Here is a 14581-nt window from a genome sequence, read left to right as displayed (position 1 = left end):
TCCCACCTATTCATTGGGCTTCGCCCTTCCCATTCCTTGAGGTGGGAGTCTTCTGTCGGGAAATGATAAAAATCACGTTGGAAGTTTTCAGATGGATCTCGCAGGAAGCTGGTTCCCGTTAGTCGCATTTATCCCATTCATTCTGTATCTGGGAATATTTATTTTCGGCATTTGGTTTGCAATAACGTTAATCCGTACGTTAAAGGAAAAAAACCAAATTCTTAAAGAAATCGCCATGAATATCGAACAAAGAAACAAAGAATAGCCATAAATCATTTTTACACATACGAAAGAGGCTTCCCGCATGAACTCAAAGGAAGCCTCCTTTTTTATTAAGTATGAAACGACCTGGTAAACTCTATTCCACAAGGGTGTTTAGATTTCAGTCCGCCCATTATGTATGGGAATTACATACTCATCTTTTGTTTTCGCATAAAAAACATCTATATAAGAATTATTGATTTGCGGGCTTTGATAGTTTAGAAATAGATAGCTTTTCTCGCCAATTATTAATCTTTTCCTATATCGGATTCATAAGGACATTTCTGTAGTATTCCCTATTAGTTGTGGCCTTCATGAATCCTATGAAGAACACTTTGCCTATTTTCCGAATGAGTTTTGGACTTCATGAGCCCTATGAAGACCTCTTTGCCTATGTTTCGAATGAGTTTTGTCCTTCGTAGCCATAAAAGCACCCGCTCTCTTAGCCCATCTCAAGATAGCTGAAAAATGTTAAATTCAAGTTGTATAGATCACTAACTGAATTCCTGTTTTGATGTTGTTTTTTCTGATTTTGCCTGTTTTTCGTCATTTTCAGCCCACGACCATGAAACATCTGGCCGAGGATGTATAGGTCCTCGCATAAGTTCGTCAGTATTCTGATCATTGTCACCCTTTAGCATTTTTTTCCTGTTATCTGGCAATAAACTCACCTCCCATGGATTAGCTATATTGTTTTGGCAAGTTTTATACGGCAGACAGAACAGCGCGCCGATTTCGTATTAGATTGAAGGACTTGCTTCTATTTCAGCTTACTGTTTTACGATGTGACATGCAGGCATATCCGTCTTTACCGCTTTTTGCTTGGCCATGAGTTTGTTAGTATAACCTCGGATTGGCATGCTATGCTTGTATGGATGTTTCATTGAATCACTGCTCCCATTGTTTTGTGTTATAACTGGAGCAGGTGGACCAAACAAATAAAAACTCGCTAAATATTCACAAGCTTTCATTCAGTGCCCTCACGGATGTTCCGCAGGATGCGGCGTTGTAATAGTATGGTTCCATAAGCCAAGTTGGCCCTTGGCTGGAATGTACTTATCTAATTTTTTTATATGTTGGATTTCCCATGCAAGCCGCCCCTCACTAAAATTCCCAAAGTAGTATTCAATGCCAGTGACTAATCGTCCATCATCTAGCCTAGCTGATGCTCCTGTATCTAAAATTACTTTAATGCAATCAGATAAATGACTGGTTGCTAATATTACCCCGATTGGCAAATTCTTTGCTGTGTATCCATGCTTTGCAAGCAAAGAGCAAATAGGTTCTTGCCTACATGCGAATTTGTCTATTTTTTTGCTTGAGTGTATAGCTAGCTGGCCGCGGTGTTTAGTGCTCCAAGATCTTGTTTCAAATTGTTTTACACCCAGCACAATTAACATCGCCCAAGGTTGCATAATAGATAGGACTTTCACTTTCCACTCCTTTCAGTGATAACACACTGCACGACCCTTTGCATGGAATGTTTAAATTCCCTACAAAAATATTTGCTATTTATTTATTGTTGACCAAGTTATCGATATCTGAAAATGCAGAGGGTTATTCAATAAACAACTCAAATAAAAGCACCGGCTGAGAACTGGGAAAAGGATTGCCAACACGATGTTATTATGGTTACCCATCTTATCAACAAATATCATTTCAGTTTATGCCGTATAAACCAAGCCGATCGTGGCGTTTGACTTCAATAAATAGAATGACAAAGCCACATGACCTTTTATCAGATATGCGGCTTGTTTAATCGATATTCGATTATTGTAAAACGGAGTATCAATGAACTCGCGTTTACGATACAGTGGGAGTCAGGTAATCTTCCAGTGCCTGTTGCAGTGTAGCTTTTGTTTCTGCTTTATTTTCAAACGTTAACCCGAGTTTGGTGATTGTCCTTACGATTTCAGGACGCAGCCCTGTGATTACACACTCACACCCCATCATATTCGCTCCGTCGATAGTCCTCATCATGTGGTGGATAACTTCAGTCTCCATTTGCGCGATTCCTGAGAGATCCATCACCAAGGTCTGAATCCGCAGCCTTGCAATTTCCATTAATGCTTTCTCTTCTATCGTATTCGATCTAAACAAGTCAATTTTCCCTATTAAAGGCAGAACACATACTTTTGGGCTAATAGGAATAATTGGAACAGAAAGATCTTCCACCATCGCCTGCTGCGATTTAATCAAATCGTCTTTAAACTTAGAGTAACTCAGAAAAAAACCGTTCAAGAACTGGTCGATTCGGTCATTGACTTGTCGTTCGAGCTCAAAAAAATTTTCATGAGACGGTTTATTCTCACTGTCCACATCAAATCGTTCCAGGAAGTACCATACCGTCCTGCGGATGGCTTGAACCCATTCAAGCTTAAAGGCTAACGTCAAATTATGTTTGGCCCACGAAACGCCTTCCATTCTGGCGAACTCATTCAATGATTCATTTTGCTCACCGATTGAATACATTACTAACTTATGTGCGTTATTCAAGAGGTCGATGTTTCCGACTAACAAAATTTCTTCAATCTTTTCACGCACATTACCTGCTTCGCTCAACAGTTTCTCTTGAAAATCGTTACTATTATTACTGAAATATTCTGCATATTGTTTTTCCATGGTTAGCCCCATTTGGTACACTCCTATTCCGCATTATCAACTTGGTAATAGTTTTCTTCTATTGTATCAACTATTTGATAGACGGACCATTATTAAGTGTTACGTCTCGAGTTTGACTTCTTCTAAAAGTTGAACTAGTAGACTATTACACACTATCTCCGAAACCGAAAAAGAGCAGCTCAGCCTGCGTTCACGTTGAATATAAATAAAGCCTTCTCGACGAGAGAAGGCTTTATCTACGCGCATATTTATTTAACTTCGACTGTTGTTTCTTTATGATCATGTATTTCTTCGCCTTTTTCAACATGAATTTTCAAGTGATAAACACCAGGAGATGAAAAAGATGTATTCACAAAATAATCACCATTACTTGCTTCGCTTGCATCTATGAACTCATGCTTCTCCTCATTTTCCTTCCATAGTTCAAACCGAACATTCGCTTGTGTTAAAGGCTGATTTTCGCTTTGAATATTGGCAGATAAATCAACATCTTCATTAACAGAGACGATAGTTGGAACACTAATGCTGATGGAAGCACTGCTATGATGGTGATCTTCCGCAGCATGTTCATCATCATGCTCTCGAGCTTGCTCTTCATGATGATGCTCCTCTGCAGATTCTTGATGTTGGTGGTCTTTTGCGCTTTCCTTCTGTTCAGCTTCATTTTGTTTGCTAGGTTGATTTGCTTCATTTGAACAACCTGCCAGTATTATAAATAAAGAAAATAATGAGAACAGTAACGTCTTCATGATAGTCATCCTTGCCTAGCTTAGTAGCATTACATTTTTAACATACACATGTTAATTATAACAAAAATCACTTTTAAAAACTGTGTGTTCTGTGAACAAGGGCAATAAACCTTATAATGAAAACAATCCTGTCCCTGAGTGCGGGGATTGTTATGTTTTAGAACGACAATGCAGAACATAAAAAAGAATGCCACCGAAAAGATTAACAATCATTTCGGGAGCATTCTCAGTATGACAAACTCGCAATAAATGTGATAAAAATGTGATTTATTTCGGATTTAGGAGTTTAAAAACACCCCTCAACCCTTGATGTATCAACGTTTCACAGAACGTTATTACATCATGCCGCCCATTCCACCCATGCCGCCCATGTCAGGCATTCCGCCGCCTGCACCAGCTGGCTCCGGCTTGTCAGCAACAACAGCTTCTGTTGTTAAGAACATAGCCGCTACAGATCCAGCATTTTGAAGAGCTGAACGTGTAACTTTGGTTGGGTCAACGATACCAGCTTCGATCATATTTACCCATTGGCCAGTAGCAGCGTTAAAGCCTGTTCCGATTTCTTCACGCTTTAAGCGCTCAACGATAACTGATCCTTCAAGGCCGGCATTGTGAGCGATCTGGCGTACAGGCTCTTCGATTGCGCGCAATACGATGCTGACACCTGTTGCTTCGTCACCTTCAGCATTAATAGCTGCAACTTGGTTGTACACGTTTAGAAGCGCTACTCCACCACCGGATACAATACCTTCTTCAACAGCAGCACGAGTAGAGTTCAAAGCATCTTCAATGCGAAGCTTGCGCTCTTTAAGCTCAGTTTCAGTAGCTGCACCAACTTTAACAACCGCTACTCCGCCAGCTAACTTAGCAAGGCGCTCTTGTAATTTTTCACGGTCGAATTCAGAAGTTGTTTCTTCCATTTGAACGCGGATTTGATTGACGCGAGCCGCGATTTGAGCAGATTCCCCTGCACCTTCAACGATTGTTGTGTTTTCTTTTGAAACAACGACTTTAGAAGCGCGTCCTAAAGATTCAATTGTTGCAGATTTAAGGTCACGGCCAAGCTCTTCAGTGATCACTTCACCGCCAGTCAGGATCGCGATATCTTCAAGCATTGCTTTACGGCGGTCACCGAAGCCAGGAGCTTTAACAGCAACTGCATTGAATGTTCCGCGAAGCTTGTTTACTACTAATGTAGCAAGAGCTTCCCCTTCGACATCTTCAGCAACAAGCAATAAAGGCTTACCTTGTTGAACCACTTGCTCAAGAACAGGGAGGATTTCCTGGATGCTTGCGATCTTCTTGTCAGTGATCAAGATGTATGGATTATCAAGAACAGCTTCCATTTTATCTGAATCAGTAACCATGTAAGGAGAAGCATATCCACGGTCGAACTGCATACCTTCCACGACGTCCAATTCAGTTGTGAAGCCTTTTGATTCTTCAATTGTGATAACACCGTCATTGCCAACGCGTTCCATTGCTTCTGCGATTAATTGGCCGACTTCGTTGTCATCAGCAGAAATAGCAGCAACCTGAGCAATTGAAGCTTTTCCTTCGATTGGCTTGGAAATAGCTTTTAATTCTTCGATTGCAGTGTTAACCGCCTTCTCAATCCCTTTACGGATACCCATTGGGTTAGCGCCTGCAGTTACGTTTTTAAGACCTTCGCGAATCATCGCTTGAGCAAGTACTGTAGCTGTAGTTGTCCCGTCACCGGCAACATCATTCGTTTTGCTGGCAACTTCAGCAACCAGCTTAGCACCCATGTTTTCAAAAGCATCTTCTAATTCAATTTCTTTTGCGATTGTTACGCCGTCATTTGTGATAAGCGGAGAACCGAACTTTTTCTCAAGAACCACGTTGCGTCCCTTTGGCCCAAGAGTTACTTTTACTGCGTTTGCAAGAGCGTCGACTCCGCGAAGCATTGCGCGGCGAGCGTCTTCACTAAATTTAATGTCTTTTGCCATTTGTAAAAACCTCCTCAAATATTGATGAATGATATAATCTTCAAATTATCCTGGATGGAGCTTACTTGCCGACTACAGCAAGAACATCATTTTCGCGAAGAATTAAATATTCATTACCTTCGTATTTTACTTCTGTACCAGCATATTTTGAGAAGATAATGCGGTCGCCCACAGACACTTCCAGGGCAGCGCGTTCGCCGTTAGGAAGATCGCGGCCAGTACCTACAGCAATAACTTTTCCTTCTGAAGGCTTCTCTTTCGCTGAATCCGGTAATACGATACCGCTTGCAGTTTTTTCTTCACTTTCAACAAGCTCAATAACAATACGGTCACCTAATGGCTTTAACAAGTGAAACAACCTCCTCTAAATAAATATGTAATATTGTTTTTATTAGCACTCTTACCAACCGAGTGCTAACACAATTATTATAATAATTAATTCATTTCTTTTTTGCAAGCAGGAACCTTGAAAATTTTAAAAGAAAATGCGATATCCATTTATGATGTCATTAAGCATTGAATTAAGGGCATTCTAAATAGGCAAAATCATAATGGCGAAAACCTTAACAGTATATAACAGTTTACCGTATTTATGCTCGTTACAAAAATCGCGATTCCAACCCTTACTGTTTGAAACATTAGACCGATTATTAGTAAAATAGAACGGAGTATATTTTCGTACCATAAAGGAGTTATTTTGATTGAAGAAGGAATACTGGATAATTTTAATTGCATATATTACGATGCAGGTTTCCAGCCTGGCAGGCGTTCCCCTTGTCGTTTATATAGGTTTACTTCTTGGAAATAGTCGCGCGGAAATGCAGCAATTAGCGATTCCTTACTGGATTGTGATCAGTTTTTCGCTAACGCTGTTGATTGTTCTCTTTTTATTGAGAAATGACAGGAAATTAGAGCTCAATGATGAACGGCACTTAGCCTCGCCTATTGTCTCAATTGCATGGGCAGTGGGTGGAATCTTTATAGCACTTTTTGCCCAATCATTTGCCGCTACAATTGAAAGCATCTTTGGGATCGAAGTGGGCTCTGAAAACACTCAGCAAATTCTCGGATTAATTGAAACCTTTCCAATTGTGATTATCGTGAGTTCGATCATCGGACCGATACTTGAAGAAATTGTTTTCAGGAAAATTTTATTCGGTTCGCTCTATAAAAGGATGAACTTCTTTTTTGCCGCTCTAATCAGCTCAGTCATTTTTGCTGTCGCCCACTTTGAGCTTGAGCATATTCTTCTGTACTCCGCCATGGGTTTCACGTTCGCTTTTCTCTATGTGAAAACGAAAAGAATACTCGTACCGATATTTGCCCATGTCGCCATGAATACTCTTGTTGTCGTGATTCAGCTTAATCAGGGCAAACTGGAAAAATGGCTTCAGGATGCAGAACAAATTCAAAGCTTTATTGGAGGATTTTAAATGAGGCAGTCTCCCTTAGGTTCAGGGATTATCTACATTGTACTAGGATTGTTGTTCACCTATTTTGCGGTCCAAAGAGTCCATGAACATGGCTGGGGATTTGTCAGCTATTTACTTGTTCTATTAGCGACTTTTGACTTTGGGTCAGGACTGAGAATGGTTGTCCTGCACTTCAAAATACAAAAAGTTAAAAAACAACAGTAACGTCGTTCTGCGTTAACCAGGATAAGCCTCCTTCGATGTGAAAGAGGCTTTTCTTATGCTTATTTTCTAGCCATTGTATTTTTTCTAATAGCTTGTTCTTCGATAACCCTATTCTTCTGTTTCTGTCGGGTAATGCTTTAAAAAGTAGACGAGCGACTGCAATTCAACCGCCAAATCTATATGATGAACGCGGATCGCAGCCGGGACATTTAATCTGGCTGGAGTAAAGTTTAATATCCCTTTTACATTGGCCTGGACAAGCCTGTCCGTAATCGGTTGAGCAACAGGGGCCGGGACAGTTAAAATGGCAACCTGGATATCGGCTGCAACGATTTGTTTATCCATGTCATCCATGTGAAAGATGGGAACCTCTCCAATAGTTTTACCCACTTTACCCTCATCGACATCAAAAGCAACCTCGATTTTCGTGTTATTATTTTTAAGGAAGTTGTAATGCAAAAAGGCAGTTCCCAAATTCCCAACTCCAATTAAGGCCACCTTTGTTAACTCATCCTGGTCAAGTGTCTTCCGGAAAAAAGATAATAAATAGTTAACATTATATCCGTAACCTTTTTTGCCTAATGCACCAAAGTAGGAAAAATCCCTGCGGATTGTTGCCGAATCAACCTTCACAGCCTCACTCAATTCGGCAGAGGAAACTCTCTGTTTTCCCGATGAATGCAAATTTTTTAAAAACCGGTAGTATAAAGGCAGCCGTTTAGCGGTTGCCTGTGGAATTTTCACCGTTTCATTCGCCAATGTGATCCCCACCCTCTTATGTTTAAGCTATATTTTATCTTTTCTAAAAAAATCACCGTTTTTTCCACCCGTTTTTTCAACTAAGTATGTTTTGCCGATAACCATGCCTTTATCGACTGCTTTGCACATGTCATAAACGGTTAATGCGCAAGCAGCAGCAGCTGTTAGCGCTTCCATTTCAACTCCTGTACTTCCTTTTGTTTTTACGGTAACATGAATAGATAGACTATAATTCTCTTGTTCGTTTTCCCACGCAAAAGCGATATCAATCCCTGTTAGTGGAATGGGATGGCACATTGGGATGATCTCCGCGGTTTTTTTCGCTGCCATGATTCCAGCGACCTGGGCTACTGCCAGGACATCACCCTTTTTCACTTCATTGCGGGTAATTTGTTCATATATAACCTGGTTTACGGTTATGTTTGAACGGGCGATTGCCGTTCGGACCGTTTCCGGCTTGCTGCTTACATCGACCATCTTCGCTCTTCCTTCTTCATTAAAATGAGTAAAATCCGACATTTTCTCTACACCTCACAACAAAATCATACACTATTTTGACATTTTTGTGTAAACTTTGTACTATTTTTCACAAAATCACTGTTATTGCTCACCCTCTGTGAATGCGATACACTATTTCTAAGGCAATTGAGGTGAAAACAAATGATATTACTACAGGTTAACCAACTATCAAAATATTTTGGCGCCGATCTTATTTTATCGAATATAAAGCTTGAATTACAAACGCGTGATCGAATTGCTCTTGTTGGCAGAAACGGAGCCGGAAAGTCCACGCTATTAAAAATTATCGCCGGCCGGATGTCGTATGATCAAGGCGAGATCATCAAGCCGAAAGGAGTTTCGATTGGATACCTGGCACAAGACAGCGGTTTAGAATCCGCGATGTCGATTTGGGATGAAATGTTAACTGTATTTGATCCGCTCAGGAAAATGGAAACAGAGCTGCGCAGCCTCGAGGCGAAGATGTCTGACCCTTCCACGCTAGAAGATTCGCGGCTTTATAACAAAATCCTTAATGAATATGACCAACTGCAGCTGCAATTTAAAGAAGATGGCGGCTATCAATACGAAGCTGATATTCGATCTGTTTTGCACGGACTAAACTTTCAATCCTTTGATTATACAACTAAAATTTCAAGCTTAAGTGGGGGGCAAAAAACGCGTCTGGCACTTGGAAAGCTGTTATTAAAAAAACCTGATATCTTAATTTTGGACGAGCCAACGAACCATCTAGATATTGATACCCTGTCATGGCTCGAGCAATATCTTCAAGGTTATGAGGGAGCCATTCTGATCGTTTCACATGACCGCTACTTTTTAGATAAAGTGGTCAATCAGGTCCATGAGTTATCCCGTATGCACATCCAGAAGTATTTAGGAAACTACAGCGTTTACCTGGAGAAAAATGCAGAGATGTACGAGCAACAAATGAAACAATTCGAAAAACAGCAAGATGAAATTGCAAAGCTGCAGGAATTTGTACAGCGCAACCTTGCGAGGGCCTCAACGACAAAAAGGGCGCAAAGCCGCCGAAAAAAGTTGGAGAAGATGGACGTTATGGACAGGCCCCTCGGGGACGAAAAGTCTGCTTCTTTTTCGTTTGATATTGAGCGCCAAAGCGGCAACGACGTATTAAAAGCAGAGAATGTTGCAATTGGGTATGGGAATGAAAAAGTCTCTGAGGCCATCTCGTTCAGGCTAACCAGAGGTGAAAGCATTGCTTTGGTTGGGCCAAATGGAGTCGGAAAGTCAACTCTTCTAAAAACGATCGTTAAGAAGCTCCCAGCGCTGGCCGGCGACATCCATTACGGTTCAAATGTTTCAATCGGTTATTATGATCAGGAACAAGCAGAATTAACCTCGAATAAACGAGTCCTTAATGAATTGTGGGATGAATACCCATCTATGAATGAAAAAGAAATCAGGACAATCCTCGGCAATTTCTTATTTACAGGTGACGATGTGTTAAAAACCGTGTCAACCTTGAGCGGCGGCCAAAAAGCAAGGCTCGCCCTCGCCAAATTAATGATCGAAAATGCCAACTTTTTAATTCTCGATGAGCCGACAAACCATCTTGACCTGGACAGCAAAGAGATTCTGGAGAACGCCCTTGTCGATTACCCGGGAACGATTCTATTTGTTTCCCATGATCGTTATTTTATCAACCGTATTGCAACGAAAGTGATTGAACTGGATAAACATGGTGCTAGCGAATTTCTTGGAGATTACGATTACTTTATCGAGAAAAAACAGGAGATAAAAGAGCTGCGCGCCCTTGAGGAGAAAGAAAAAGGCTTTGCCGATGCCACACCTGCGAAGCAGGATAAAAATGCTTTTCGCCAGGATAAAGAAGCCAAAAAACTTGAGCGCCAGCGGATGAGAAGAATCGAAGAGATTGAAGAGACGATTGAAAAGCTGGAAGAGAAAATTAGCGAAAATGAACAGCTCTTATGCGAGCCAAATATTTATCAGGATCACGAGAAGGTTTTAGAAATCAACGGAGAAAATAATTTAGCCAAAATTCAGCTTGAAGCGTTAATGGAAGAATGGGCTGAATTAGCAGAAAATTAATATAAGGGTGTCCCAAAAACATAATTTGGGATGCCCTTTTCTCGTTATCTATATTGTGATTTTTAAATTTTAATTTATACACAACTTTATCCACAAGTCTTCTCTTTGTTTCATGAGCATTAGTGAGTTTTTCCACATTATCCACAAAACTCAGCCGATTTATCCACATTTTTCACAGGTCAACAAACAATAAGGGCTACTTATCCACAATAAAACTCCCATTACAGGGAGTTTCCGTTTATTCATTGTGGATAGCTAGATCTAAACTTGGATTGGCATTCAAAGCTAAATTAGCCCTGATCCCTTTTTCATTTAAAATACTTCCAGCTGCTGCAATCATCGCTGCATTATCGGTACATAAAGACAATGGTGGAATCACTAATTCCACTTCCGGTATTTCATTAAATGCTCCACTGAGCCTGTTTCGTAGTCCCTTATTGGCCGCCACACCCCCAGCCAGTAAGACCTGCTTTACATGAAACTCTTTAACTGCGGCGAGGGTCTTTGTGACGAGCACGTCAATGACGCTCTCCTGAAAACTCGCAGCGAGATCTTCAGGGGCAATGTTCTCACCCCGCTGTTCAGCGTTATGAACGGCATTAATAACAGCAGACTTCAAGCCGCTAAAACTAAAATCGTATGAGCCTTCTTCAAGCCATGCCCTTGGAAGATTGATTGTCGGCCTGCCTTGGTGTGCCAGCCGGTCAATGTGGGGCCCACCCGGATAGGGCAGCTTCAATGTTCTTGCTACTTTATCATAGGCTTCACCTGCAGCATCATCTCTCGTTTCACCAATCACTTCAAAATGGCCATGCTCTTTCATATATACGAGTTCGGTATGGCCTCCGGAAACAACCAGGGAAACAAGAGGAAATTTCATTTCTGCAACAAGGCGATTAGCATAAATATGCCCGGCAATATGGTGCACACCTATCAAAGGTATCCCATGGGCAAACGCAAGTGCTTTTGCAGTATTTACTCCAACAAGCAGTGCGCCGACTAGCCCGGGCCCTTCGGTTACAGCGATCGCATCAAGATCTTCAAACCCGAGGCCTGCCTGGTCCATGGCTTCTTCTAACACAAGCGTTATTTGTTCCACATGGTGGCGCGAGGCAATTTCAGGTACTACCCCACCGAATCTTTTATGGCTTTCAATTTGCGAGGCCACGACATTCGCTACGATTTCGGTGCCATTCTTTACGATCGCTACTGCTGTTTCATCACAGCTCGTTTCAATGCCCATTATCCACTTGTCTTTTTTCATGTTAAATTCACCCACATTACTAATGCATCCTCTTGGTTATCCGTATAGTAATTTTTTCTGATTGCGCCATCCTGAAAACCAAGCTTCCGGTAAAGAGATTGAGCAACATCATTAGAAACCCGAACCTCAAGCGTCATGGTGCGGGCTCCAAGCTCCTTCGCTACACTGAACATCTTTAACATGAGAGCTTCGCCGAGCTTTTTTCCACGATAACCCGGAAGCAGCGCTACGTTTGTGATATGTGCTTCATCGACAACAATCCAGGCTCCACAGTAGCCGACTATCTGGTTGCCATCTTCTAAAACAATGTAAACAGCAAACTGGTTGGTCGCTATCTCATTAATAAAGGCTTCACGGCTCCACGGAGTGGAAAACGATTCATGTTCAATTATTAATACCTGGTCAATGTCCTCTTCTTTCATAAAACGAAACGATAAAGACTCATCCATGTTTTCATAACCTTCTATCCCTTAATTTTGCTTATTTCTCTCCAACCAATTTGCTTCTGCCTCCGCCAACCGAATGTAATTGGGGACGAACGAATGAACCTCTTCACCTTGCCGAAGACTCCCCAACAATGCAAGCTCAGAAGGCCGTGGATTAAGCTCGGTGATTTCCGCAAAAACAGCCTGTCTGCCTAAAATCTCTTGAATAATTGATTGATGGAGCGGGAGATCATTCCCTGTGAAGAGAATTTGATCATTTAAGTTCTTGAGCTGATTAGCCCAATCAACACTTAAAACAAGTTGATCTTTTTGCAGCGTGATCGGTTTTCCGTTTTTAAAATGATACAATCCAGTATAAATCTGTCCCCTGCGCGCATCAAACAGCGGTGACACAGCACCGTTAAAATATCGTCCCGCAGAAGCAGCCAATACCTCGAGGCTCGATACCCCGACCATTGGAATCTTTAACGTCCATGCCAGAGTCTTTGCTATCGATACCCCAATCCTGACACCCGTGTAGGAACCAGGTCCTTTCGCGACAACAATCTTCGTTAAATCCGATGGCCGTAAATCACACTCGTTCATCAGCTCTTCGATTGCTGGCATAACCCGGACAGAATGATTTTTCTTAAGGTTGGTAATATATTCACCAATTACTTTACATTCATCAAGAAGCGCCACTCCCAATATATAATTAGAAGTATCAATTGCTAATACCTTCATTTGAAAATCTCCTTGCATATTTCCTCATAATGCTGTCCCTTCGGCTCCAATACGATTCTTCTTTCATTGTTCCCAACATGGTATAAAAAAATGGTCAACATCTCTTCAGGTAACTGATCGCGAATGAGGTGCGCCCATTCGACAACGGTTACACCATCACCTTCAAAATATTCATCAAAGCCCAAGTCTTCAAATTCATTTTCTACCCGGTAAACGTCCATATGATACAAAGGAATTCTCCCTTGATATTCTTTAATAATGGTAAAAGTCGGACTATTAACGGTTCTTGTAATTCCCAAGCCGGATGCCAGCCCTTTAGTGAAGGTCGTTTTCCCGGCTCCCAGGTCCCCTTCAAGTGCAATAACATCACCTGGTTGAAGCAGCCCGCCTAATTGCTTGGAAAACTCCGCAGTATCTTCAGGTTTTACTGATAAAAACTCATACCGGTCCATCGTCTGATCACCTATTTCATCCCCTGATTTTCTAGTTATACAAAAAAACCTTAGGACTTTTCCTAAGGAAATTGATTCTATATGTAGTTTACATGATTTTATGCCAATGAGCAAAACCGGGTTATCAATACAGGTGCTTGTTGTTTAAAAATAGCGAACAGAGATCCAGTTACATGTCGAATAGGGAGAAGAGTCAGGTATTTTAAGCGAAATATCAGGAAATTAGATCTAATAACCTGACTATAATGATTAATCCCTCCCATATATTTCCATATATTTCATAATATTTGAATTTGAATAATTAATTAAGCGGAAAGTCGAGTGAATTAAGCGAAAACCCGGTCGATTTAAGCGAAATAATGAAGAATTAAGCGAAAATCAACTTTATTTAAGCGAAACACGGGAACAGCTTTAATCTGACGACATAAAAAAAGACGAAACATTGTTTCGTACAGATTCACTCTTATGAATAAAATGGCGGTCCCGACCGGGATCGAACCGGCGATCTCCTGCGTGACAGGCAGGCATGTTAACCGCTACACCACGGGACCAGTTACCCACTTATTTAGAAATGGATTATTGCGGGGGCAGGATTTGAACCTGCGACCTTCGGGTTATGAGCCCGACGAGCTACCGGACTGCTCCACCCCGCGTCGATAATATATAATAATGTATTGGCGATGCTCCTTAATTGTGCAAGGACCGCCCGATTTCAGGAAGTTTATTCCTAGTTGCGGCTCAATCGGTGCGCTGTGGCTGATTCGATGATGATTATTCGATCGTGCTCCACCCCGCGTCGATAATATATAATAATGTATTGGCGATGCTCCTTAATTGTGCAAGGACCGCCCCGATTTCAGGAAGTTTATTCCTAGTTGCGGCTCAATCGGTGCGCTGTGGCTGATTCGATGATGATTATTCGTTCGTGCTCCACCCCGCGTCGATAATATAAAATCCTAATTTATTCAGTTGTTGAAGAAAGAATAAACAGCTTGGCGGCGTCCTACTCTCACAGGGGGAAACCCCCAACTACCATCGGCGCTGAAAAGCTTAACTTCCGTGTTCGGGATGGGAACGGGTGTGACCTTCTCGCTATCGCCACCAAACTA

General features: G+C 41.5%; 15 protein-coding genes, 2 tRNA genes and 1 rRNA gene. 4 read left to right on the top strand and 14 right to left on the bottom strand.

Annotation, left to right across the window (positions count from 1 at the left end; translation table 11 throughout):
- Positions 1–91 precede the first annotated feature (91 nt).
- Positions 92–265 carry a hypothetical protein gene (locus tag CVD23_RS22050; protein ID WP_180955702.1) on the top strand — a complete coding sequence of 58 codons (174 nt, stop codon included), beginning with the start codon at positions 92–94 and terminating at the stop codon, positions 263–265.
- Between the two features lie 976 nt (positions 266–1241).
- Here the strand turns inward: CVD23_RS22050 and CVD23_RS17230 are convergent.
- The 5 genes from CVD23_RS17230 to groES form a co-directional block, all read right to left on the bottom strand.
- A complete protein-coding gene (locus tag CVD23_RS17230; RefSeq protein ID WP_101666676.1) occupies positions 1242–1694 on the bottom strand; it encodes an ASCH domain-containing protein in 453 nt (150 codons plus the stop codon).
- Positions 1695–2064: 370 nt separating this feature from the next.
- A complete protein-coding gene (locus CVD23_RS17225; protein WP_101666675.1) occupies positions 2065–2895 on the bottom strand; it encodes an STAS domain-containing protein in 831 nt (276 codons plus the stop codon).
- A 236-nt stretch (positions 2896–3131) separates the two neighbouring features.
- Positions 3132–3632: a FixH family protein gene (locus CVD23_RS17220; RefSeq protein WP_180955701.1), complete on the bottom strand. Its 501-nt coding sequence runs from the start codon at positions 3630–3632 to the stop codon at positions 3132–3134.
- A 335-nt stretch (positions 3633–3967) separates the two neighbouring features.
- Positions 3968–5602, bottom strand: coding sequence for a chaperonin GroEL (gene groL / locus CVD23_RS17215; RefSeq protein WP_101577992.1), 1635 nt, complete (start codon positions 5600–5602; stop codon positions 3968–3970).
- A gap of 61 nt (positions 5603–5663) precedes the next feature.
- A complete protein-coding gene (groES, locus tag CVD23_RS17210) occupies positions 5664–5951 on the bottom strand; it encodes a co-chaperone GroES (protein ID WP_101577993.1) in 288 nt (95 codons plus the stop codon).
- A gap of 352 nt (positions 5952–6303) precedes the next feature.
- On the opposite strand from groES, the gene CVD23_RS17205 reads away from it, so the two are divergent.
- Positions 6304–7035, top strand: a complete 732-nt coding sequence (locus CVD23_RS17205) for a CPBP family intramembrane glutamic endopeptidase (protein WP_101666673.1) — start codon at positions 6304–6306, stop codon at positions 7033–7035.
- On the top strand, positions 7036–7239 hold the full coding sequence (locus CVD23_RS17200; RefSeq protein ID WP_101577995.1) for a YdiK family protein: 204 nt from the start codon (positions 7036–7038) through the stop codon (positions 7237–7239).
- 108 nt (positions 7240–7347) lie between these two features.
- Here the strand turns inward: CVD23_RS17200 and CVD23_RS17195 are convergent, their stop codons facing one another.
- Positions 7348–7998, bottom strand: a complete 651-nt coding sequence (locus CVD23_RS17195) for a redox-sensing transcriptional repressor Rex (RefSeq protein ID WP_101577996.1) — start codon at positions 7996–7998, stop codon at positions 7348–7350.
- A gap of 27 nt (positions 7999–8025) precedes the next feature.
- A complete protein-coding gene (gene moaC, locus CVD23_RS17190; protein ID WP_101577997.1) occupies positions 8026–8517 on the bottom strand; it encodes a cyclic pyranopterin monophosphate synthase MoaC in 492 nt (163 codons plus the stop codon).
- Between the two features lie 141 nt (positions 8518–8658).
- On the opposite strand from moaC, the gene CVD23_RS17185 reads away from it, so the two are divergent.
- Entirely contained in the window at positions 8659–10587 is a 1929-nt protein-coding gene (locus CVD23_RS17185) for an ABC-F family ATP-binding cassette domain-containing protein (RefSeq protein ID WP_101577998.1), read from the top strand.
- Between the two features lie 238 nt (positions 10588–10825).
- Here the strand turns inward: CVD23_RS17185 and tsaD are convergent, their stop codons facing one another.
- The 7 genes from tsaD to rrf form a co-directional block, all read right to left on the bottom strand.
- Positions 10826–11851, bottom strand: a complete 1026-nt coding sequence (gene tsaD / locus CVD23_RS17180) for a tRNA (adenosine(37)-N6)-threonylcarbamoyltransferase complex transferase subunit TsaD (protein WP_101577999.1) — start codon at positions 11849–11851, stop codon at positions 10826–10828.
- On the bottom strand, positions 11848–12300 hold the full coding sequence (gene rimI / locus CVD23_RS17175) for a ribosomal protein S18-alanine N-acetyltransferase (RefSeq protein WP_101578000.1): 453 nt from the start codon (positions 12298–12300) through the stop codon (positions 11848–11850). Before rimI ends, tsaD begins: the two co-directional genes overlap by 4 nt.
- A gap of 21 nt (positions 12301–12321) precedes the next feature.
- On the bottom strand, positions 12322–13020 hold the full coding sequence (tsaB, locus tag CVD23_RS17170) for a tRNA (adenosine(37)-N6)-threonylcarbamoyltransferase complex dimerization subunit type 1 TsaB (RefSeq protein WP_101666672.1): 699 nt from the start codon (positions 13018–13020) through the stop codon (positions 12322–12324).
- Positions 13017–13472 carry a tRNA (adenosine(37)-N6)-threonylcarbamoyltransferase complex ATPase subunit type 1 TsaE gene (gene tsaE / locus CVD23_RS17165; protein ID WP_101666671.1) on the bottom strand — a complete coding sequence of 152 codons (456 nt, stop codon included), beginning with the start codon at positions 13470–13472 and terminating at the stop codon, positions 13017–13019. Before tsaE ends, tsaB begins: the two co-directional genes overlap by 4 nt.
- Positions 13473–13947: 475 nt before the next feature.
- Positions 13948–14023 (bottom strand) — tRNA-Asp (locus CVD23_RS17160).
- Positions 14024–14051: 28 nt separating this feature from the next.
- Positions 14052–14125, bottom strand: a tRNA-Met gene (locus CVD23_RS17155).
- Positions 14126–14462: 337 nt separating this feature from the next.
- Positions 14463–14578: ribosomal RNA gene (rrf, locus tag CVD23_RS17150) — 5S ribosomal RNA — on the bottom strand.
- Positions 14579–14581 lie beyond the last annotated feature (3 nt).

It is taken from the genome of Bacillus sp. V33-4 (assembly GCF_002860225.1).
Classification (GTDB): Bacteria; Bacillota; Bacilli; order Bacillales; family Cytobacillaceae; genus Bacillus_BJ; species Bacillus_BJ canaveralius.
The sequence above is the reverse complement of the archived record's forward strand: the minus strand, read 5'-3'. Positions and strand labels throughout refer to the sequence as shown.